Origin of the sequence: Actinopolymorpha alba DSM 45243, assembly GCF_000373925.1 — a bacterium.
GTDB classification, from domain to species: domain Bacteria; phylum Actinomycetota; class Actinomycetes; order Propionibacteriales; family Actinopolymorphaceae; genus Actinopolymorpha; species Actinopolymorpha alba.
In genome coordinates this window covers 1-22,659 of the sequence record NZ_KB892816.1, presented here as the reverse complement: position 1 = coordinate 22,659, position 22,659 = coordinate 1, and the positions used below count along the sequence as shown (strand labels likewise).

The following is a 22,659-nucleotide window of genomic DNA, read 5'->3' as shown; positions in this document are numbered from 1 at the left end:
ACGGGCGACTCCGAAGGGCCAACCTTCATCTCCTGCACAGCACCGCCATCCAGAACCCGTACCTACATCCAGGCTCCTTCCCGCGTCCGTGACGCACTCACCTTCAAGATCGCGGCCTCGATATGCAACCGCAACAGCCCGGCGCGGAGTTTCAACACCTCAGGGAAGATCGCCGCATCCACCGCGACACGATCCGCTGGGGTTAGGAGGGTGAGCCGGTCAACGATCGTCCGAACCTCAGAAAACTCAAGCTCGCCGCGTTCCAACGCGTGCCGGGTGTTCGGCAGGTCAGACAGGGCGAGGGCGATGAGCATGAACTGATCACTGCGGTAGTTGGTCCACCCAACATCGGCGACAACAGTTCAGCCGCCCGCGGCTCCGGCACAGACGAGCGTTCCGCCTCATCGTCTTTGAAGCAGGGCGGGCAGTGCGCCAGGACCTGCGTGTCGCCAAGACTCAACGCCTCAGCCCAGCGGGCAACCTTCCGCCCGGCGCGGACCAGCTCCCCCACCTCAAACCCGTTACAGGCAGACCGATCGACGCCAGCGAGCGCGGCCACCAACTCCGGGCCGGGAAGCATCTCAGCAAACCCAGGCGGGAGCGGAGAGATCCGCACACCATCGCCGTCGCTCATACGTTCGATCTTACCCCACCAAGATCGTCGTCACAACCGACGATGACTGCAAGAGTCCTTATTTACAAGAGATCTGACGACCATCAAGGTCCAGAAAGTCAGTTGGCAGGCATCCCACCCCCGGCCCTTGAACGTTGACGACTCGGATGCGCCATTCAGCGAGCGCCGGGCAGCGGCCAAAAGTTCGTCTCTCGGCGAAACATCAAAGAGCTGGCGATAGGTCAAGGCGTCAAGCTGTGCTGGCTGGCGCGCCTATCGGCCGGCCGGGTCGACGAGCGAGAACGGCACAGTGGTGAGTGAGGGAATGTTTTCACCGGACAGTTGGGAGATCAGCAGGTCGACCGCGAGGCGTCCCATCGTCCGCTGGTCCTGCTGGATGTGAACGAACTCCTTCGCATCCGCCTCGGGTGAGTCGAAGCACGCGATCACGCGCCTGCCAGCGGCGTCGCCGACCTCGCCCAGCTCCCCCAGCTCCTCGAGCACCTCCCGCAGCATGACCGCGATGGAGTATTCGCACGCCACGAATCCGGTTACCGCGGGCTCGCGCGCCACGAATGCCCGGATCCGGTCCCGGTCCACCAGGGCCGCGCCGCGGTCGGTGGCCGAACCCGGCAACGTGCTGTGGAGGTCGGTGACGTATCGACCAGTCGCGGGAGCGAGACCGCGTTCGCGTAGCGCGGACTCGAACCCTCGGATCCGCTCCTCGATGCTCGAGGTCTTGTCCGCCGGCGGTGAGAAGAATGCGATCTGGCGGTGTCCCTGGTCGAGCAGGTGGCCGGTGAGCGCTTGGGCCGCCGCGACGTTGTCGGTGTGGACGGAGCACGCGGGGATGCCGGGCAGGTACCGATCGACCAGGACCAGCGGCGACCGATCGAGCACCAGGCGAACCAGACTCGCGTTGTAGAACTCACCGTGGACCGGGAACACGATCAGCCCGTCGGCGACGCCACCGGCCAGCGCCTCGATCGCCTGCTCCTCGACGGGTTGGCTGTCGCGGGTACGCCGCACCACGAGGTGGTAGCCGTACTCTGCGCAGCGTTCCTCGATCGCGCACAGCAGAGCCAGGCCGTAGGCGTCGGAGGCGTCCGGCAGCACGAGCGCCAGGCACGACGAGCTTTGTAGGCTAGGCGTACGCGATGGTCGGGTCCGTCCGTGGGCGCGCAGGGCCCGCAGGCGCGGCGCGTCCTCCACGACGAACGAGCCTTTACCTCGCCGACGATCGACCAGTCCGGCCTCGGCGAGCATGGCAAGTGCTCGCTTGGAGGTGATGCGGCTGACGCCGAACCGCTCAGCCAACTCCTTCTCAGACGGCACCCGGTCGCCGGGCCGCAGGCTTTGGCTACGTATCTCGTCCAGGACGTAGTCGTAGACCCGCTCGTACAAGAATGAGTCGGCCAACGCGCACGCTCCCCGAAGTCGCCGCATGTATCCGCCGTACAGACCAACCGCATATACCAACCTGCGAACAGCCACCATGGCCATTGCGTGCGGCCGTTCGACATCGTAGCCCGTAGCCGAATCCCGTGCACTGACGTGCAGGCCCGCCTGAGCGACCGCCCGCATGGGGACAAAACCCGCGACAACGAGCTGGGCGCGGCCTGAGCCGGCCAACAGTGGTTGAACCTGCTTGACAGCTTGATATGTCAGGAGGACGTTAGGGCACCACTGGCATGACCCCAGGGATGCCAGGTGGAGCGGTCCGGTTCTCGGACCCCGTCACCTTCAGGAGGATCGTGTGAAGCAGGAGTTCCGGGCTTTCTCGCGGCGTACCGCCCTGGTCGGCGGCCTCGCGGCCGCCGCCGGAATGGCTGGCGCGTCCGTCGCTCGCGCCGACAGCGTGCCCCTACCGGTGAGTCTGGTGCGGTACGCCCGACGCGCAGACGAGAGCTACGCGGCCTTGCAGCGCTATTTCTACGACCCGCAGACCTCCTTCTATCTTGAGGAATATCCTCGAGAAGGCGGTAATCCGTGGTCCTACGTCTGGCCCTTCTCGCAGGCAATGATCGCGACCCAGACGATGGCTGGTATTCGCGCCGGTGGTCCGCGATATCTCGAAGACGTGGCGGATCGATACACCGCCCTCGAGGCGTACTGGAACGCGGGAACGAACCCGCCGGGTTATGACTCCTACCTGCGCCCGCCAGCCGGTCATGGCGGCGACAAGTTCTACGACGACAACGAATGGAACGCGCTCGGCTTCCTCCAGCGCCACTACATGACGGAGGACGGTGACCGCCCGGCGCTCGAGCGTGCCGCCGAGATCTTCGACCTCGTGGTCTACGGCTGGGACACCAACCCCAATCACCCGTGCCCCGGCGGTGTTTTCTGGACACAGGCGACCTGGAGCAACGACCGCAACACCGTGTCGAACGCACCCGGCGCCGAGGTGGGCCTACACCTCTACCTCGCGACCAAAAAGCCGTACTATCTCGACTGGTCGATCCGGATGTACGAGTGGGTCCGCTCCTACATGCTCGCCCCCAACGGGCTGTACTGGGACCACGTCGACCTCGCCGGCAATATCCAGAAGACCCAGTGGTCCTACAACCAGGGCACGATGATCGGGGCCGGTGTCCTCCTCTATCGCGCGACCGGTGAGCGGAAATACCTCGACCAGGCCCGCGACACCGCCACAAAAGCGCTGGCGTTCTACGCGCAGAACGAACGTTACTTCAACCAACCAGCGCGCTTCCACGCCATCTTCTTCGCCAACCTCCTGCAACTCCAGGCGATCCAGCCGGACCCGGCGTACCGTCAGGCGATGGAGTGGTACGCCGACGAGGCCCGCCGCAGGTTCCACGATGCCGCGACCGGGTTGTACCGCTTCACCGGCACCCGTCCGGTGACGCTCCTCGAGCAGTCCGGCATGATCCGCATCGAGGCGATGCTGGCCTGGGATCCGCGTAACTACGGAAAGCTCACCTGACGCCACCTCCCGTGCCGCGCTGACCTTCTGAGGTGGGGGTGGGCGGCCCAGGCGGGCGAAGCCCGCGTGGGGGCCACCCCCACCTCACGCGCGCGTTGGTAGCGTCCAGGGCATGGCCGAGACGTACACCTATCAGGTCGAGCTCTTCGAGGGCGACCGGTGGCACACCTCGATCACCGCCGAGGATCACAGTGTCGCCGGTCGCTCCGGAGCCGACATCGCCCGAGCCATTCTCGAAGACTGGATCATCGACCATCCGCAGGATCTGGCCGGAGGCGGTCGCGTCAGCGTTTTCGGCGACGACCCGTCCGAGTATCCACCGGACGCGCTCGTCCGCGTGCGGGTGCGGGTCTTCCGGGGTGGCCTCGAGGTCCACGAACCCGAGCCCGCCGCCGTGGCCTATCTCCTCGCCGACTCCGGCATGGACGACCCGCACGGCTGGGTGAACCCCTGAGAGCTCGCCGCTCGCCTTGTTAATGCCAGGGAAACTCCGCCGTCAGGGATTGATACCCCTACGGCCCACCCGTATTTTGTTCTCACCCCACCGCGGGTGACCCTGTGATCTGATTACGGCGGAGGCTTGGATGTTCCGACGCGCAGCCCTCATCCGTTCGTCCTACTCGCTCGCGTCCGCGGCCCTGGCCGGTCTGCTGCTGGTCGCCTGCGGCGGAGGAGGGGAAGGTGAAACAACCCAGCGGGGATCCGCGACAAGCGAGTCCAAACGGGCCAAGCTCGTCACGATCGCGGTGCCCGGTGACGAGGGCACGCTGACGCCCTACACCCAGAACACCGGCTATCCCGGCGCCAACCTCGTCGCCCTCGTCTACGACAAGCTCCTGGAACTCGACGAGAAGAACGAGCCGCAACCGCTGCTGGCAAAGAGCATCGAGGCCAGCCCTGACAACACGGAGTTCACCCTCACCCTGCGCGGGGGCGTGACCTGGCACGACGGCAAGCCGTTCACCGCCGACGACGTGGTCTTCAGCGCTGGCTACTACCGCGAACACCCGGTCGCCGACAGCGCTCCGCAGCTGGAGGCTGTCAAGAGCGTCACACCCGACGGTGACAAGGTGACCTTTACGCTGAACTCTGCAGACCCGGAGTTCCCCAAGCGGCTGCTCGCCGACATGCGGATCATCCCCAAGCACCTCTGGTCCTCGATTAGCGATCCCGAGACCGCCACCGCCGAGCAGGCGATCGGCACGGGGCCTTACAAGCTCACGTCCTACAAGAAGGACCAGGGCTATGAGCTCAGCGCCAATGCCGACTACGCCATGGGCAAGCCGAAGATCGACACGGTGAAGGTCGCCATCATTCCGCAACCCCAGACGGCTCTGGCGGGCCTGCGGACCGGCGAGGTCAGCATCTGGTCAGGCAGTGTGCCCGAGGAACAGGCCGCGGGGTTGGAGAAACAGCGCAACGTCAAGGTCGTTCGAGGCCCAGGGTTCACCAGTACCCTGCTGGCGTTCAACAACCAGCGCGCGCCGTTCGACAACCCGAAGGTACGCCAGGCCATCTCCGCCGCGATCGACGTCGATCGGCTCGTCAAGACGGTCCTGCAGGGCCGCGCGGCTCCCGGCAGCGCGGGCTTCTGGCACCCTGACGCGCCCGGTGGTCAGGCCGTCGACCACGTGTACGACGCGGCGCAGGCGAAAGCGCTCCTTGACGAGGTGGGCGCCAAGCCCGGCGCCGGCGGGATCCGCACCCTGGCGGGCAAGCCGATGAAGTTCACCCTTCTGGTCCAGTCGAGCAGCCCGCAACGGATCCGTGCGGCCGAGTTGATCCGCGACATGCTCAAGGAGGTCGGCATCGAGGTTTCGGTCGCCTCGATGGACGGTGACTCGGTGGACGCGAAGGTCTGGCCGGGGTACGACGTCGCCCGCGGTCGCGACTACGACCTGACCATGTGGGGCTGGTCGGCGCCGGTCATGCTCGACACGACCTCCCTGGGGTCGCTCGTCGACTCAGACACCAAGCTGGGCCGCCTCAACATCACGGGCACGAAGGACGCCGAGCTCGACACGTTGGCAGACCAGGTCCGCGAGGCGACGACCATGGACGCGCGGTTCGACCTGCTGGGCAAGCTCCAGCAACAGATCGCCGAGCAGAAGCCGTTCGTCACGCTCTACTACCCCGAAGGCGTGTACGCCTACCGTCAAGACGTCTTTGACGGCTGGGTCTACCAGGACGGCGCGGGCGTCCTCAACAAGATGTCGTACGTCGACCTGGTGAGCTGATGCCGCGGTCAGCGCGGTACGCCGTGGGCCGGGGCATCGAGTACCTCTCGGTGCTCGCCCTGGCCCTGGTGATCAACTTCGTCCTCCCGCGGGCGCTTCCGGGCGGGCCTTTGAAGACGCTGGGCGGCGGCGAGAACGTCGGAGTCCTGAGCACCGAGGACCAGCAGCGGATCCTCGCGGAGTACGGCCTGGACAAGTCGCTCGGCGAGCAGTTCCTGACGTACCTCGCCAACCTGCTCACCCTCGACCTGGGGAAGTCGTTCGCCGACGGGCAACCCGTCCTTGACGTGATCGTCGAAGCCCTGCCGTGGACGATGCTGCTGGTCGGCAGCAGCATCGTGCTCACGTTCCTCATCGGTGTGACCCTTGGTGCGTTCGGAGGCCTCCGCCGCAAGCAGGGCAAGGGCAGCGGCCTCCTCGCGAGTGCCCTGCTGTTCGACTCGATCCCGTCGTTCTGGTTGGGGATGGTCCTCATCGCGGTCTTCGGTGCGTTCCTCGGCCTGCTGCCGACGTTCGGGGTGGGTGAGGGTTGGGACGACCCGGCGGGCCTGCCACGGCACCTGCTGCTTCCGGTAGCGACGCTCACGCTTACCGGGCTTGGGCAGTTCTTCCTTGTCACCCGCTCCTCCATGCTCGCCGTCCTCTCCTCCGACCACATCGAGCACGCCCGGGCACGGGGAGTCCCCCGCGCCCGGCTGGTCCGCAAGCACGCCTTGCGCACCGCCCTTCTCCCGGTGCACACGGTGTTGATGATCGAGGTGGGATTCCTGGTGGGTGGGGCGCTCGTGGTCGAGACGGTGTTCGCCTATCCGGGTCTTGGTCGGGTGACGTTCAACGCCATCCAGGCCCGGGACTTCCCGCTGATGCAGGCGACCTTCCTCGTCCTCACCGTCGCCGTGGTGGTGATGAACGCGGTCGCCGATGCGACGTACGCCCTCATCGATCCACGGATCAGGACGGGGGCAGCTTCATGACCACGCCTGACCCGTCGCCTGATCCGCCGCCGTCCGGCACCGGCCTGCGTCAGCTGCTCGGTCCCGCCGGACTCGTCGGCGCCGGGATCTTCAGTGTCCTTCTCATCATGGCGCTGGTCGGTCCCCTGCTCGTCTCCAACAACGGGATCTCCCCCGTCGCCGACCCCTGGGCGGAGCCCCGTCCAGGTCTCTGGCTGGGCGGCGACGACGTGGGCAAGGACCTCTTCGCGCAGCTGATCGTGGGTACGCGGGCATCGTTGTTCGTCGGCGTCGCGGTGGCGCTCGTCGTCACGGCCTTCGCGGCCCTGATCGGGGGCGCCGCCGCGGTCGGGCCGCGCTGGCTCAACGCCGTCCTGATGCGACTCGCCGACGTCGTACTCACCCTGCCCACGCTGCCGCTGCTCATCGTGGCGGCGGCGTTCCTCGGGCGTGGGGTCGGCATCCGGATCGCGTTGCTCGCCGTCCTCGCCTGGGCCGGGCCTGCCCGGATCATCCGGGCCGGCGTCATGTCGGCCTGGTCGTCGGCGCATCTGGAGGTGGCGCGCGCGATGGGTGCGAACGCCTGGCACCTGCTGGTGCGGCACGCGTCGTACGTCGTCGGTCCGTTGCTCATTCCGGTCTTCGTCCGCGCCGCGATGGGTGCGGTGATCGCCGATGCCAGCCTGTCCTTCCTCGGCCTGGGCGATCCGACCGTCCCGAGCTGGGGCACCAGTTTGTTCTGGGCTTCAACCAACGGCGCGTTCCTCACCGACGCGTGGGCGCGCTGGCCTCTGCCGCCTGGCCTCGCCATCACGGTGACCGTCATCGCGCTCGGGCTCATCGGGGTCGCGGTCGAGGAACGCATCAATCCGGTGCTGCGGAAGGTGCGCTAGCCATGCTCGAGATCGACGACCTGTACACCGGATACGCGGCCGGGCTGGCCGCGGTCCGCGGCGTGGACCTGCGCGTGGATCGCGGCGAGGTGCTCGCCCTGGTCGGCGAGAGCGGTTCGGGCAAGTCCACCGTCGCGAAGGTGGTGCTCGGACTGCTGCCCGACGGCGGTTGGGCAACCGGCTCCGCGCGGTTCGACGGCACGGAGTTGGTCGGCCGGCCCGAATCCGGCTGGCGTTCCCTGCGTGGCAACCGCATCGGCGCCATCCCGCAGGGAGCGATGGGTGGACTGTCGCCCGTCCACCGGATCGAGGCGCAGCTGGTCGAGGCGGTCCGCCTGCACACAACCGCGTCGCGGCCGGCCGCCACCGCCCGCGCCCGGGAGCTCGTGCGACTCGTCCACCTCGACACCTCGGTGCTTCGGGCGTACCCCCACCAGCTGTCCGGCGGCATGCGGCAGCGGGTCGCGATCGCGCTGGCCCTCGCCGGTGAGCCGGCGCTGGTCGTGGCCGACGAGCCGACGACCGGGCTCGATCTCATCACCCAGGAACGCGTCCTTGATCTGCTGGTCGAACTCCGGTCCACACAGGACATCGCCCTCCTGGTGATCTCGCACGACCTGCCCGCGCTGCTTCGCCGGGCCGACCGGGTGGCCGTGATGTACGCCGGCAAGGTGGTCGAGCTCCGTTCCGCCGACGTGATCCGGAACGAGTGCGTCCACCCTTACACCAAAGGGCTTCTCGCCGCCTCCGCGTCGGTCGAGCCGGACGCGGAATGGTCGGCGATCCCGGGCTCGGCGCCGCCGCTCGACACCGACCTACGTGGTTGCCGGTTCGCGCCCAGGTGCCCGGTCGCCGTGGACGCCTGCCACGACAGCGAACCCGTGCTGGTGCAACTCGGCACCGGCCTTTCCGCCTGCCACCGGTCAGGTGACGGCCTAGCGCCGGGATTCCCGTCCGTGCCCCGGTGCGGTCCGGCGCAGGAAGCCGCCAATCAGCTGGTACGCGTGTCCGACCTGCGGGTGACCTTCCGCAGCCGGCGGCGTACGACCCACGCGCTGCGCGGCGTCGACCTCTCGGTGGCCCGCGGTGAGATCGTCGGCCTGGTGGGCGAAAGCGGCTCGGGCAAGACCACCATGGGACGTGTCCTCCTTGGCCTACAGGCGCCGACCAGTGGGCAAGCCGAGATTGACGGGGTGGAGATCACCACTCTGCGCGGTCGCCGGTTACGGGCGACCCAGCGGCGCGTCGGGTTCGTCCACCAGGATCCATACGCCTCCCTGCATCCGGGCATGAACGTCCGCGCGTTGATCGCCGAACCCCTCAAGCTCGGCGCTGTCCCCCGCGACCAGTGGAACGAGCGGAGCGCATCAGCCCTGTCCGCCGCCGGCCTCCCGACCGACGAGGAGTTCCTACGCCGGCTGCCGGCACGGCTCTCGGGTGGGCAGCGCCAGCGGGTCGCGATCGCTCGTGCCCTCGTCGCCGACCCGATCCTCCTCATCGCCGACGAAGCCACCTCGATGCTCGACGTCTCCACCCGGGCGGGGATCGCCACCACGCTGCGCCGGCTCGCCACCGAACGCCAACTCGCGGTGCTCTTCATCACCCACGACCTTGGCGAGGCGATGCATGCCTGTGACCGGCTGGTCGTGCTGCGTCAAGGCGAGGTTGTCGACACCGGTCCACCCGCCCGCATCGTCACGGAACCCGAGCACACCTACACCGCCGAACTCGTGGAGGCGGGCCGCCGGCGTACCCTCTGACCAGATGGGGCTCTGTGTTCCTTTCGGGAACGGAGCTCGTGGGTTCCTCTGGACGAGATGGCGGGGTGTCCCAGATGGCAGAGGCGGACTACATCGTCAAGCCGGTCTACAAGGCGCTTCAGGTCCTTCGCTGCCTCGGCGAGGCCGGCCGCGCGCTCACCCTTGGCGAGGTCTGCCAGCTCGTCGGGCTCCCCAAGAGCACGACGTTCAAATACCTCCGGACCCTCCGGGCGACCGGGTTCGCCACCCACGACGCCGAGACCGACACCTACCGCATCGGCTTACTGGTATGGGATCTCGGCCAGCTCTCCGGCGACCAGTCCCAGCTGCGCGAGCTCGCGCTCCCCGCGATGCGCACGCTGCACCGCGCCTTCGACGAGACCGTCAACCTGGCCGTACCCGACGGCCGGGCCGTCGTCTACCTGGAGATGATCGAGAGCACCCGGGCGCTGCGGATGCAGGCCCGGCTGGGTTCCCGCGACCCGATGTATTCCACGGCGGTGGGCAAGGCCATGCTCGCCGCGCTGCCCGGCAACGACTGGCGCGACCGGTTGCCGAGGCGGCTCACGGCTCGTACCCCTCGCACCATCACCTCGTTGACCGCCCTGCGCCGCGACCTCACCGACGTACGCCAGTGCGGTTACGCACTCGACCGGGGCGAGAACGAAGCGGGCGTGTCCTGTGTTGCCGCTCCCGTCCTCGACCGGCAGGGTCGGGTGGTCGCGGCGATCAGCGTGGCCGCACCCGACACCCGCCTGGACGACGCGCTCCTCGCCCGGATGGCCGCCGCGGTCGTTGACGCCGCCAGCAGCTGCTCGAGCCGGCTCGGCCATCGGTCCGGCCCGGACGGCTGGCATGACGTTCGACCACGTGAACAGGCGGGTGGTCAGTCCCGGTCGCGCACCACCGCCTCCACCGCCGCGTCAAACGCCGCAAGGGTGTCGGCAACATCCCGGTCATCGTGAGCGGTGGAGAGATACCACCGACCGCGCGGGAGTACGAACACACCGCGGCGCAGGAGTTCGACGCTGAGGGCGTCGTAGAACTCCCAGTCCGCGGCAAGGAAATCCGCGAGTGAGCCGACTCGCACCACACCCGGCGAACACTGCACGACCGGACCCACGTGATGCACGGCGGCGGCGACACCGTGGCCCCGTAGCGACGCGGCGAAACCATCAGCCAGGGTCGCGGCGCGCTTCTCCAGAACGTCATACACCCCGTCGCGGCGCAGCTCGCCCAGGGTCGCCGACGCCGCCGCGAGCACGATCGGGTTGCCGTTGAACGTCCCGGCATGCACGACACCCTCGGTGACCTGGTCCACAATGTCGGCCCGCCCACCGACCGCCGACAGCGGGAAACCGCCCGCGATGGCCTTTCCGAGGACGACCAGATCCGGGCGTACGGCGTACCTCTCCACCGCGCCGCCGTACGCCAGCCGGAAACCGGTGATGACCTCGTCGAACACCAGGATGGTGCCGGTCTCGTCACAGACCTCCCGTAGTCGCGCGAGAAAGCCGTCCGCCGGCGGGATGACACCTGAGTTGCAGAGCACCGGCTCACAGATGACCGCCGCGACGTCCCTGTCGCGCAGCAGCGCGGCCACCTGCTCGGCGTCGTTCCAGGGCGCGACGAGGACATCGTCAAGGGCGGAAGGATTCTGTCCCCGGCTGGTGAGCTTCGGCCGGCCCTCCTCCACCGCCTGGTAGCTGACCAGCACCTGGTCGCTCCACCCGTGGTAGTGGCCCTCGAACTTCAGGAACTTCCAGCGCCCCGTCACCGCCCGCGCCAACCGCAGCGCCACCTGGACCGCCTCGGTGCCGGTGTTGGACCACAGGACGCGTTCGACACCAGGGATCGCCGCACACACCTGCTCGGCGACGGCGTACTCCGCAAGGTGTCCCGACCCGAAGGTCTGGCCCTGCGGGAGTTGCGCACCCACGGCCGCGACCACGCCCGGATGGCTGTGCCCGAGGATCAGCGGGCCCCAACCCAACACGTAGTCGACGTAGGTGTTGCCGTCGACGTCCGTGATCGAACTCCCCTGGCCGTGGGAGAAGAAGATCGGGTGCGGACGCATCTGCGCCCGCAACCCGGTGCTCACCCCACCAGCCAGGCTCTGCCGGCAGCGTTCCCAGGCCCGCGCCGATGCCGGCCATTCCGTTATCACTCGCACGCGTATCTCCCTTCCCTCAGAGCCTGAAAGGTCCTAGGGCTTGCTTCACGGGCGCACTTCGGGAAGCACGCCCTAGCGGCGTGCCTTCCAGAACTTCGCGGCGGCGGTGACCATGCCGGTGCTGAACTCCTCCGCGGTGATCGTGCCGAAGAGCAGCCGGTCGTTGAGTGGACTCAGAACCTTGGCGGAGAAGTCGCTAAACTCCGGTGGTGTACGGGCGCGGTTGACGTGTCCGGAGTCCAAGCTCTGCTTGGCCAAAGCCACGATGGGCGCCGCCTTTACATCCGTGCGTACGGACATCTCCTTGGCGACGCTCGCTATCTTGTCCTGGTACTTCTTCTGCAGGAAGAACGCGATGAACTCCTTCGCCGGCTCAGCGTTCTTTGCCTTCTTGGGTATACCGAAGCCGAAGGTCGCGACGTTCAGGGTCGGCTGCTTCCCCTCCACGGAAGGGAACGGAAACGAGACGTACTCGAATCCCTTCTTGGCGTACGGCTGCGTCTCCCGAGGAAGCCAGGTGCCACCGAACAGGAAGTCGGACTCGCCGGCCGCCCATTTCTGCTGCATGGCCGGAAACTTGCTCGCGTTGAAGCCGGCCAGGAAGTAGTCCGCCTTCGCGAACCTCTCGACATGCTCCGCGGCCTTGCGGAACTCGGCACCGCGCCAGGCTTCACCGGTGCGGTCAGTGAACGCCGCGACCCAGGCCTCGTCACCGGCAAGGGCCCGAGCGAAATGCTGGATGTAGTAGGCGTTGTAGCCCGGAACGCTGCCGTCCTGTGCCACCGGCCGGCGTTTCTTCGCCTTCTGCTCGTCCAGCAGCGCGGTGAAGTCCTCCCAGGTTTGCGGTGGTTGGGACGCCAGCTCCGGAAACGCCTTGCCGTCATAGAACCACGCGTACGTCGACACCTGGTAAGGCACCATCGCCAGCACGCCGTCGTCGGAGGTGCCGATCCCCTTGTACGCCGCACCCACCACGTCGGCGACGGTGCCGCTCTCGCCCGGAACCTTCGCCGCGTAGACCTCGGCCAGATCCATCGCCTGACCCGTGGGCGCGAAGATCGTCGTGAGCTGGCTGCCATTGCCCTCGATGATGTCCGCCGGAACGTTCTGGGTGTTGAGCGCCGGAAGGAGCGCCTGCATCGCGTTGCGGCCCTTCCACTGGGGCTTGACCCTGACCCCGGTGGCGCTGGTGAAATCCTTGATCGCTTCGGCAAGAACCAATTGGTTGGGCTCACCCTCGGACCAGAAGCTCCACAGGGTGAATTCCTTTGACTTCGATCCCGAGCGCGTCGACGGCTGCGAGTCCCCACACGCCGACGCACCCCATGCGGTGACCGCGCCCGCCGCGGCAACAGCGACGAAACGTCGCCTTGACAACCTTCCCATGCCAGTGCTCACCACCTCTGTTTGTCAATCGGTCATCCAAGAAAGAGACGACGGGTTCGCGTCTGGTACGCCCGGGCTACGCCAACCACTCCCGAGTGAGGGGAATGCGCGCCCGCGCGCCGACGTCGAGGTCGTACTCCAGTCCCTTGCCCTGATCGTTTCGATCCACGTACCCCCGGACCAGGCTCACGTTGCCGATTCCCACGGTCAGAGTGCGGTTTCCGGACAACTCCGCGTTCGTGATGCGGTAGACCGCGTTGCGCACACCGTCGTTCTCGACATGGACGTACGCACCCACGAGGGCGGCCGCCTTGTCGACGGGCCGATCCAGCGTGAGCGTGAGGGAGTTGTCGTTGCTCAACCCCTGCGGGAACGCCGACACCCGTCCGGTGACGGCCGCCTGGCCAGCCGCGATCCTGGGCACGGCCGTGATCTTGCTGCCGTTGTACTGGAAGCCGTACTCCGGCCGCCCGGAGCGCAGCGACCATACGGTGAGCTCACCCCGAACCTCATAACGGTCCTCCACAACGAGACTCACCTCAGGCCGAGTGGAGCTCACCACGTAATCGACCCGCCCGTCGGTGAGTTCGACCTTCACCGCCACGGCTTCGTGCGGTAGAAGGTCGCCGTTGTCCTCGCGCCTCACCGCCACCGTGCTCAGTCGCCGGACCGCCCGCTCGCCCACGTAGGGTTCGATCACCGACACGAACTGGCTGGCGAGTCCATCCCCATGACGGTGTGCGAGGAGATACCGCAGGCTCGCCGGATTACCTTTCTTGTTGCGTGGCGGGATACCGTCGGCGAGCGCGATGTCGTCGACCTGGTTGAGCATCGTGAGCCGCAGATGCAGGTCCGGGTCGGGGTCGTGGACGTTCCAGGTGTCCCGGATCGCCCAGTCGACCGCGAACTGCCCGCCCGCCCCGTCGGCGCGTTCCACGTTTGGCAACCAGTCGAAACCGCTGGCCCGCGGCCGGGGCCGAGCGAAGTCATCCGGTGGGTAGACGTCCGGGCCGGCGTAGGTGCCCGTCGGTTGCGGCGTCATCGTTCGACCTGTGACGGTGGCGGGCCCTTCGGCGGCGTGGAAGCTGAAGTGATGGTCGGTGCCACCAACCACCCGGAAGATGTCGACGGCATAAGACCGCTGCGCGTCCACGGTGACGAGTGCGCTGCTGCGTCGATAGACGCTGGTCTGTGAGTAGGCCTTCGGTGCGGCGACATCGACGTACTGCACCCGCTCTGTTGCCGCGAAGCCGCCCGCCCGAGCGATGTCCTGTTGTTCCTGGGTCTGCGCGTCGACGATCACGGTGTTGTGGGCGATCGTGTTGCTGCTCCACTCGAGCCGGCGCGCGTTGCTCCCGGTGAATTCGGGGTATCCGAGATCGGGGAGAATGTCGACTCCCCCGGCGTACATTCCGAGATTCAGCGCGTCGGCGTGCCCGTGGTTGTAGGTGCGGCCGTAGTAGATCCACAGCTCTCGGCGGTTCGATCCGGCGCCGGCGCGCAGTGCGGCGAACCCGAATCCGGTGAGGTTAGCGCTCGGGAGCTTGAGTTCACCCTTCTCCTCGATGATCCGCGCGATGGCGTTCTGCGTCGCCGTGACGTCGAGGCTGGTGATGTCGGCGTACAACCCGTCGGTCGTGTTGCCGTTGCAGAGGTACGCCATCTGCGCGAATTCCTGCTTGGGGTACTGCTCGAACGCCCGCACGTAGTCGTTCGCGGTGAGAAAGAGAGTCGGCTCGCCGGTCTTTCCGGTGTCTCCGATGCTGGGGACATATCTGTTGAGCATCGTGAACGGATGTACGCAGTCGAAGAGCTTCTCGACCTTCGCGTGGCGATAGAGGTTCGTCCGCTCATCTGCCACCAGCACGTCAGCGACCTCGCGGGTCTGGATCAACCAGATCCGGTTGTAGGCGGGCGACGCCTCCGTGCCGCAACCATCGTGATCAAGGTCGTTCACCAGCTTGGCCATCACATCGCCGCCGGTCACCCGCCAGTTCGGATCACGGACGAGCCCGCCCGGCCGGAAGACGAAGTTGATCCACTCCTGCGACTCGGTGGAATCGCCGAGAACAACCGCCGCCATCGCCAGCGCCGACTGGTGCATGCCGAAGTTTCCCCGGATCTCGGCCGCTTGGACCGCGGGATAGATCGTGCGAAGAATGCCGTTCTCGATGTTGATCCGGATCGCCTCGACGGAATCCTTTGCTCGGAGGCCGTACTTCTCCGCCTGTGCACGCAGGAACGCCACGACCCCGGCGTCGTCGGCAGTCGCCAGTGCGGGATAGAAGACGTCGTAGGCACGGCAGTAGTCCTCAGATGGCCAGGACTCCCAGATCGAGCCGACGGCCTTGCCCTTGCCGGTGCCCCCATGACCGTTGGGGAATCGCGACGCCGGATAGGGGTCGAGGTGGAGCGACGGATAGACGTCGGCGATCCGGTCCAGCAGGATGATGCCCGCGTGCGCGTACTTCAGCTCCCCGGTGTAGAGAAACGCGTCCCTGAACGCCTTCACGCCGGTGCCAACCAGACCTTGCCCGCCAAGCTCGTTGAGCCACTGGAACCAATGGTTGTAGTAGGCCACGAACGTCCAGCGGTTTCCGTCCGGGTCGATCCAGCCGTAGCCGTCGTCCACTCCCCACGTCGGCCCACGCTCGGGATAGAGCACATTCACCAGCAACGACCGGTCGGCTCGCTCGGGAACGAAGTTTCCCTGGGCGTCGATCCCGCTGCGGTAATAGGCGGCGAAGTCGTTCGTCGGGAACTTTCTCGGCAGTCCGCCGCCGGGATCCACTGCCGGGTCCACGATCTTCCACGGATCCCGGAGCGGATCGCCTGTCCATGGATAGTTGCCGAACTCGTAGATGTCGGTGCCGCTGACCGGGGAGCCGAGCCTGGTGTTGACATCATGGCTTCGCGGCAGCGCCTGCGTGGTCACCAGGTTCCAGATCCACTCATCGCCCTTGGCCAGCAGGAGATCCGCCTTGGCCACCGCGTCGTCGCGAAGGGCGCGCGCCCATTCGAAGGTCGCCACGTTATGGCGGACCGCGCTGATCTTCGGTGCGGTATAGAAGGTGGGCGCGGACTTCGTCGGGGCCGTCGGCGCGGCCATGGCGGCCGCCGCGACGGCCGGACCCCGCGGTGAGGTCATCGCGTCGATCAGTCCTGAGGAGACCAGGCCCAGCGCCCCGGTGAGACCAAGCGAGCCGGTGAGGAGGGTTCGCCGTCCGATGCCGGGCTCGGGTGCGGCCGGTCGCTCTTCGTACGTCGCCATGTCACGCCCCTTCCAGAACTGAACTGGTGTGTGCACTATTTGCCGTAGCCAGCGGCGATACCTTCGATCAGTCGGCTACCCATCCACAGGTAGAGCAGGATGAGCGGGATCACGATGATGCAGATGCCGGCGAACAGCACCGACCATTCCGCGCCGGTGTACTGCATCGTCTGGGTGAAGTTCAGGAGCGCGAGGGAGATGGTCTTCTTGTCCTGCAGGAAGACGAGCGCGAAGAACGTCTCGCCCCAGTCCCCGATCGCCTGCAGGACGAACAACGTCAGCGGACCCGATCGGGTGAGCGGCAGCATGATGCGCCAGAACGTGTATCCCGGACCCGCGCCGTCCAGGGCCGCGGCCTCCTCGAGTTCGTACGGCAGGGAGGCGAAGAACGCGGTGAGGAAGAACACCGCGAACGGCAGGTTGGTCGCGGTGTAGACCAGGAGGAGGCCCCACAGCGTGTTGACCAGCCCGAGCCGGTCCATCCCGACGTACAACGGAATGAACAACGACTGCGCCGGCACGCCCAAGCCCATCGCGAAGAACACCGTGACCGCACCAGACCATCGCCACCTGAACCTCGTCAGGGCGTACGCCGCCGGCGCCGCCAGCAGCAACGTGCCGGCACCGCTCGCGACCACGAGAATCAGGGAGTTGAGTACGCCCTCCCCGAAGTGCGCGGTGTTCCACGCGTCTAGATAGTTGCGCCACTGCGGCTTGTCGGGAAGGCCCCAGGGATTCTGGAAGATCTCAGGCGTCGTCTTCAACGAGTTGACGAACAACCAGGCCACGACGAAGAGATCGAAGATCGCCAGCGACCAGGCAGCCGGCACCAGTACGACAGTGAGCCCGCCGGATCCTCTCCTGGCGGGGCGCCACGACTGGTTTTCCGCGGCGACGTCGCTGGCTGCCATCATGAGATCCCGTTCCTGAGCATCGGCGTTCAGTACTCAACCTGGACGCGTCTGGTGAGGACCTGACGGACAAGCACGGTCAGGGCGACGGTGAGGATCAGGGTGATGACGGCGCTGGCCGACGCCACGCCGTATCCCGCGGTGGAGTCGGGCGAGAACGCCGTCGCATAGCTGTACAACGCGAAGGTCCAGATGCTGACCGGTGGAAGTTGACCCGTGGCTCCCGAGAACACCAGCATGAATTCGAACGACTTCAGCGCGGCGATCGACCACAGCACCGCACACACGCCGGTCACGCTTCCCATCAACGGAAGGGTGACGTGCCGGAACCGCTGGACGGCATTCGCGCCGTCCAGATCGGCCGCTTCGTAGAAATAGCGAGGTATGCGGTCGGCCGCCGCCATGAAGATGACGGTGTAGGTGCCGGCGCTCAGCCACACCTTTCCCGCCATCACTGTGCTGAAGAGGTGATCCTCCGAGAGCCACAACGGTGGGTGCTCGATCCCGAGGAACGACAGCACGTGGTTGACAAGCCCGTCAGGGTCGAACAGAAAGCCCCAGAGGATGGCGATCACCAGCCCGGGCAGCAGGCTGGGAAAGAAGACCACGGCACGGACGAACCGCCGTCCCAGCATGTCCTGGAGCAGCATCGTGAGCACGAACGCGATGAGAAAGGTCCCTGCCCCGACGACGAGCAGGATGACGGCCGTATTGACGAACGACCGGCGGAACGCGGGATCCTGCAGCATCAGGCGGTAGTTGGCCACGCCCACGAAATCCATCGGCCCCGCCCCGGCCCATCGGTTGAAGCTGATCCAGACCGTCAGCACGGTCGGCGCGATCACCAGCCCGAGATACACCACGAGGGCCGGAACGAGGAACGCGCCCATCGCGCGGCCACGGGCGCGGTCGAACGGACTGGGCTGCCGGCGACGCCGAGCCTTCACCATCGGTCCGGGCATTTCCCACCCTCCAACCGTCGGGATGCCAGTTGTCGAAGTTTCTGGCGACCGGCAACGTGGGCCAAGGGGAAGCCGAGAACGCGATCATGGTAGGAGCCGAGCCGTTTCTCCACAAGGATCAGGTGTTTCTCAATACGGTCAGTCGGCGAACTCGTCGGCGGCGATAACACGCCCGTCATCTCGACGCCGTCCAGCACCGGACGGCGGGGCGGACGGTGGACCTCAGTCGACACAAGAGTGGACAGACCTAGGTTTGGTTAGGCTAACCTATTTTCAAGTGAGTCCGGTGGATGCCCCGGTGAGCCCTGCCTGACATCCGCCCTGCCTGACATCCGCCCTGCCTGTCATGCGCCCTGTCTGTCGTACGCCCAGCCCGTTGGAAGGTCCCCAATGTCGTACCCCGGTGCCCGTCAGCTCTCCCGCCGCCGTCTCCTCGCCGCGGGCAGCGCCCTCGGACTCGGCGCACTGGGAGTCGGCACCGCGGTCAGCGGCTGCGGTGACCGCGCCGCGCAGCAGCAGTCCGCCAGCCCATCGGCCGCCACCGGCTGGACCTTCAAGGACGACCGCGGCACGACCGTCAGGACGCCGAAGACCCCCGAGAACGTCGTCGCGTTTGTCGGCACCGCCGCGGCGCTCCACGACTACGGCATCGAGTGTGCGGGCGTCTTCGGCCCGACCAGGACCAAGGACGGCCGGGCGGACGTCCAGGCCGGAGACCTCGACCTCAACGAGGTCGGGATCGTCGGCAACACCTGGGGCGAGTTCAACATCGAGAAGTACGCCGCGCTGGAGCCAGATCTCCTGGTCTCGAGCATGTACCTCAAGGACACCCTCTGGTACGTCCCGGACGAGAGCAAGGACAAGATCCTCGCGCTCGTGCCGAGCATCGGACTGCAGGTCGCCGACGTGTCCCTCCCCGAACCACTCCGGCGCCATGCCGAACTCGCCAAGGCTCTTGGTGCCGACCTCGAGTCCGAGCGGGTGGCCGGTGCGCGCCGCCGCTTCGACGAGGCGTCCACGGCGCTGCGGGAGGCGGCGCGCGCCAGCGGCGGTCTCACCGTGATGGCGGCGTCGGCCGACCCCGGGAAGTTCTACGCCTCCTCCCCCGACCCGTCCGCGGACCTGCGCTACTTCAAGGAACTCGGCGTCAACCTGGTGATGCCGGAGAACCTCGACGCGAGAGGCTTCTTCGAGACGTTGAGTTGGGAGAACGCCGGGAAGTACCCCGCCGACCTCATCATGCTCGACAACCGCGGCTCGGCCCTGCAGCCGAAGGATCTTCGGTCCCAGCCAACCTGGACGACACTCCCCGCCGTGAAGGCCGGCCAGGTGATCAGCTGGGTGACCGAACCCCGTTTCTCCTACGCGGGCTGCGCGCCTCTCCTCGAGTCCCTCGCCGCGGCCATCAAGCGCGCCCGGAAGCTTCACTGACGCGAGGGAGCAACCCTCCCCGGAAGGAGGCCGGCCCGACATGGCCCCCGCCACCAGCACTCCCACAAATGCCAGCACCCGCACGAAAGCCAGAGCCGCCGTACCGTTCCGATTCTTCGATCTGCGGGTCGTCCGTCGGGAACGCCTCGGTCCCACGATGGTCAGGGTCACCTTCGGCGGTGGCCTTGACGACCTCACCACCGGCGGCCGCGACCAGCGCATCAAGCTGTTCCTGCCCCATGCCGGTCAAGCCGCGCCGGTCGTACCAACCGAATCCGGCGATCAGTGGTTCGCGCAGTGGCGCGCGATGGATCCGGCCGTACGCGGCATCATGCGTTCGTACACCGTGAGCGAGCAGCGCCGGGAACCCCCCGAACTCGACATCGACTTCGCCCTGCACGGTGACAACGGCCCAGCGTCGCGGTGGGCCGCGCGGGCCCGCCCTGGCGATCGCGTCACTGTCCTGGCCCCGGTGGTCGAGGACAACGCGGGCATCGACTTCCGCCCACCCGCGCAGACGCAGTGGATACTCCTCAGCGCCGACGAGACGGCCCAGCCAGCGGTGGCCGGAATCCTTGCCTGGCTGCCGGCCGGCGTTCCGGTCCGGGCCTGGATCGAGGTGGCGACGCCCGGAGACATCCGTACCCTGCCGATGAGGGCCGACGCCGAGGTCACCTGGTTGGTTCGTGAGGGCGCCACCGGCCGGCGTACCAACCTGGTGGTCGACGCGGTGCGCGCGGCCGTGTTGCCGTCTGGAACGCCGTACGTTTGGATCGCGGGCGAGGCGGGTGCGGTGCGCGCGCTGCGAAGGCACCTCGTCTGCGGCCGCGGCTTCGACCGTCGCCAGGTCACCTTCACCGGCTACTGGCGCCTGGGTGCCACCGACGAAGAACTCGTCGCCGAGGCCGTCTCCGGCACAACCCCACGTGAGAACGACTGACGCGCGCTACGGGGCGGAACTGGCCACCCGCCGCGGGTTCAAGGCGCTGCGGACGGTGGCACGATCGGGAGGACGGGCGCCAAGGACACGCGGAAGGTTTCGACGTGAACGAAGAGGATCGCTATCTGTTCGACCTCCAGGGATATCTGACCATCCCGGACGCTCTTTCTCCAACCTCGCTGGAACGCATCAACCAGGTTGTTGACGAGGCGATCGCGCAGGAAACCGATCCGGAGATGTGTACCCATCGATTCGGCAGAATTCTCGAGCGGGACGCGGTCTTTCGGGAACTCATCGATCTGCCGAGCGTCCATGACGTACTCATGGAGGTCCTGGGATCAGACTTCCGGCTCGACCACACCTACCTCGACGTCATCCGGTCAGGGGATGGTCCGATCGGCACGATGCTCCATGGTGGCGCGGTTCCGTTTCGCTCCTCGGAGTACTACACCGTGCAGAACGGCCAGATACACAGCGGGCTCGTCGCGGTGGCCTTCAATCTCAAGGATGTCGGTCCGGAGGACGGTGGGTTCGCGTGCGTACCAGGCAGCCACAAGAGTTCGTTCGCCTTCCCTGGCGCGTGGAAACAGCTGGCTGACATTCACCCGTGTGTGCGCCGGGTGACTGGTCCGGCCGGGACGGCGATCCTCTTTACCGAGGCTCTCGTCCACGGCACACTGCCCTGGCGAGGTACGGACGAACGCCGGACGGTGTTCTACAAATACAGCCCCGCGGCGGTGTCGTGGTCGGCGGAATACCCCCTTGCCGGCGACTACCCCGACCTCACTCCGCAGCAACGAGCCATCCTCGAACCACCCAACGCGCGCTATCGAAGCCGCAGCACCGCCCCCAGGTAGCCGCCTATGGCTGGAGGGCGGCCCGGTGAATCTCTACCGCTCCGTATCTGTCAGGTTCGGAGTCGGTTGTTGCGGATGGGGTTGCGGTTGGGGTCGATCCATTCGGGTGGGATGAATTCGGGTACGCCGTCGGCCGCAATCTGGACTTGCCAGGTGCCTTGGTGGATGAGGCGATGGTGGTAAGGGCACAACAACACCCCGTTCGCCAACGTGGTCGGCCCGCCTTCCAGCCACGACCTGAGGTGGTGCCCGTCGCACCACGCCGGTGGCCGATCACAGCCGGGGAACGCGCAACCCCGATCGCGTAGCTCCAGCAGTTTGCGGAGGCGTCCGGTGAAGAATCTGGTGCCGTCGGAGAGGGCGACTTCGCCGTCGCGGATGCCGAACCAGCTGATCTTCGCGTCGCAGGCCCATTCCTGCACCGTGCGGGCCGAGACGTAGGTGCCGGTACGCAGCAGCCTGCCGAGTCCGGTGCCGTTGACGAGGTTCTCGTCGGTGATGGTGACGACGATGTGCGGCTTCTCCCCACCCTGCGAGGGGGAGACGCCGGAGTCGAGGTAGCGGCGGATGAGTTCGTCGAGCGCGCCGCCTCTGCGTTGCGCCGGGCTGCGGGGGTCCAGCCCGTCCGCGGTGGTGGGCATTGGTTTGGACAGGGGCTCGATGGCGGTGCGGAACCGGTCGGCCGCAATCGGGTCCAGTTTCCCGCGGATGTGGGTGCCGGATCCGTCCGGGTCGTCGTACAGCGACAACTCGCACCGCCGGGCAGCTTTGGCTTCTTCTTCCGCGAGCTTCTTCGCCAACACCTTGTCGGCAAGATCGGGGTCGACCGCATTCAACACCGCCCGCCCCAGGCCTGCCAGGTCTTTGGGGTCGAACACCCGGGCGTGCTCGACCAGCACCTGCTCAGCCTCGGCACGGGTCTCCTGGCCGGCTTCTTTGGGCAGGTCACGGATCGCTTTCGAGATCACGCGGGCGTGATCGGCGCTGATCTCGCCCGCGTTCAACGCCAACTGCACAAGCGGGAGCACGGTGTCCAGGTCGTTGGCCAGCTTCACTGCCGCCCGCGCGTGTTCGGGGCGCATCCGCAGCAGCGACGACAACAACGCCGCCGTACCCGTCGCACCGACACTGGCACCCAGGTCACGCCGGTCCGCCTCGCGGATCACCTGCAGCTGGACCGCCTCGAGCTGCGCCGAGAGAGCTTCAAGACTGACCAGCAGGTCGGTGAGCTCGTCCCCTGGAGTCGACCACAACGGCGCACCAGACTCCTCGGCGAGGCGGACACGTATCCGTTCGACCAGCACCGAGAACGGGTGCCGGCCCGC

At 67.0% G+C, this 22,659-nt stretch carries 18 protein-coding genes; 10 read left to right on the top strand and 8 right to left on the bottom strand.

Annotated elements, in window-relative coordinates; translation table 11 throughout:
- Positions 1-62 precede the first annotated feature (62 nt).
- Together B141_RS52010 and B141_RS0136020 are read right to left on the bottom strand one after the other, a co-directional pair.
- Complete coding sequence (locus tag B141_RS52010; protein ID WP_020580031.1) at positions 63-314, bottom strand: hypothetical protein; 252 nt, start codon at positions 312-314, stop codon at positions 63-65.
- A gap of 572 nt (positions 315-886) precedes the next feature.
- On the bottom strand, positions 887-2,032 hold the full coding sequence (locus B141_RS0136020; protein ID WP_020580030.1) for a LacI family DNA-binding transcriptional regulator: 1,146 nt from the start codon (positions 2,030-2,032) through the stop codon (positions 887-889).
- A 337-nt stretch (positions 2,033-2,369) separates the two neighbouring features.
- On the opposite strand from B141_RS0136020, the gene B141_RS0136015 reads away from it, so the two are divergent.
- From B141_RS0136015 to B141_RS44695, 7 genes are all read left to right on the top strand, one after another.
- Complete coding sequence (locus tag B141_RS0136015; RefSeq protein WP_020580029.1) at positions 2,370-3,560, top strand: glycoside hydrolase family 76 protein; 1,191 nt, start codon at positions 2,370-2,372, stop codon at positions 3,558-3,560.
- Between the two features lie 112 nt (positions 3,561-3,672).
- Complete coding sequence (locus tag B141_RS0136010) at positions 3,673-4,014, top strand: hypothetical protein (protein WP_020580028.1); 342 nt, start codon at positions 3,673-3,675, stop codon at positions 4,012-4,014.
- 130 nt (positions 4,015-4,144) lie between these two features.
- Positions 4,145-5,797 (top strand): ABC transporter substrate-binding protein, encoded by a 1,653-nt coding sequence (locus tag B141_RS44705; RefSeq protein WP_020580027.1) that lies wholly within the window; start codon positions 4,145-4,147, stop codon positions 5,795-5,797.
- On the top strand, positions 5,797-6,771 hold the full coding sequence (locus B141_RS0136000; protein ID WP_020580026.1) for an ABC transporter permease: 975 nt from the start codon (positions 5,797-5,799) through the stop codon (positions 6,769-6,771). The genes B141_RS44705 and B141_RS0136000 overlap by 1 nt, the downstream gene beginning before the upstream one ends.
- Positions 6,768-7,643, top strand: a complete 876-nt coding sequence (locus B141_RS0135995) for an ABC transporter permease (protein ID WP_020580025.1) — start codon at positions 6,768-6,770, stop codon at positions 7,641-7,643. The genes B141_RS0136000 and B141_RS0135995 overlap by 4 nt, the downstream gene beginning before the upstream one ends.
- 2 nt (positions 7,644-7,645) lie before the next feature.
- The gene (locus tag B141_RS44700; protein ID WP_020580024.1) at positions 7,646-9,403 is read left to right on the top strand and encodes an oligopeptide/dipeptide ABC transporter ATP-binding protein; all 1,758 of its coding nucleotides are present in this window, start codon (positions 7,646-7,648) and stop codon (positions 9,401-9,403) included.
- A 74-nt stretch (positions 9,404-9,477) separates the two neighbouring features.
- Positions 9,478-10,368 (top strand): IclR family transcriptional regulator, encoded by an 891-nt coding sequence (locus B141_RS44695; RefSeq protein ID WP_157181559.1) that lies wholly within the window; start codon positions 9,478-9,480, stop codon positions 10,366-10,368.
- Here the strand turns inward: B141_RS44695 and B141_RS0135980 are convergent.
- The 5 genes from B141_RS0135980 to B141_RS0135960 all read right to left on the bottom strand — a co-directional run bounded on the left by B141_RS0135980 (position 10,290) and on the right by B141_RS0135960 (position 18,106).
- Positions 10,290-11,576, bottom strand: a complete 1,287-nt coding sequence (locus B141_RS0135980) for an aspartate aminotransferase family protein (RefSeq protein ID WP_202806046.1) — start codon at positions 11,574-11,576, stop codon at positions 10,290-10,292. The two genes, B141_RS44695 and B141_RS0135980, sit on opposite strands and share 79 nt — an antisense overlap.
- Positions 11,577-11,648: 72 nt before the next feature.
- Entirely contained in the window at positions 11,649-12,962 is a 1,314-nt protein-coding gene (locus tag B141_RS44690; RefSeq protein ID WP_020580021.1) for an ABC transporter substrate-binding protein, read from the bottom strand.
- A gap of 76 nt (positions 12,963-13,038) precedes the next feature.
- Entirely contained in the window at positions 13,039-16,233 is a 3,195-nt protein-coding gene (locus B141_RS0135970; protein WP_020580020.1) for a heparinase II/III domain-containing protein, read from the bottom strand.
- 35 nt (positions 16,234-16,268) lie between these two features.
- The gene (locus B141_RS0135965; protein ID WP_020580019.1) at positions 16,269-17,147 is read right to left on the bottom strand and encodes a carbohydrate ABC transporter permease; all 879 of its coding nucleotides are present in this window, start codon (positions 17,145-17,147) and stop codon (positions 16,269-16,271) included.
- Between the two features lie 26 nt (positions 17,148-17,173).
- Positions 17,174-18,106, bottom strand: coding sequence for a carbohydrate ABC transporter permease (locus B141_RS0135960; protein ID WP_020580018.1), 933 nt, complete (start codon positions 18,104-18,106; stop codon positions 17,174-17,176).
- A gap of 390 nt (positions 18,107-18,496) precedes the next feature.
- On the opposite strand from B141_RS0135960, the gene B141_RS0135955 reads away from it, so the two are divergent.
- The 3 genes from B141_RS0135955 (at position 18,497) to B141_RS44685 (ending at position 21,334) form a co-directional block, all read left to right on the top strand.
- Complete coding sequence (locus tag B141_RS0135955; protein ID WP_020580017.1) at positions 18,497-19,537, top strand: ABC transporter substrate-binding protein; 1,041 nt, start codon at positions 18,497-18,499, stop codon at positions 19,535-19,537.
- Positions 19,538-19,577: 40 nt separating this feature from the next.
- Complete coding sequence (locus B141_RS0135950) at positions 19,578-20,477, top strand: siderophore-interacting protein (RefSeq protein ID WP_020580016.1); 900 nt, start codon at positions 19,578-19,580, stop codon at positions 20,475-20,477.
- A 104-nt stretch (positions 20,478-20,581) separates the two neighbouring features.
- A complete protein-coding gene (locus B141_RS44685; RefSeq protein ID WP_020580015.1) occupies positions 20,582-21,334 on the top strand; it encodes a phytanoyl-CoA dioxygenase family protein in 753 nt (250 codons plus the stop codon).
- 50 nt (positions 21,335-21,384) lie between these two features.
- Here the strand turns inward: B141_RS44685 and B141_RS0135940 are convergent.
- Positions 21,385-22,659, bottom strand: a 1,275-nt coding sequence (locus B141_RS0135940; RefSeq protein ID WP_020580014.1) for an HNH endonuclease signature motif containing protein, incomplete at its 5' end; no start/stop codon positions are given.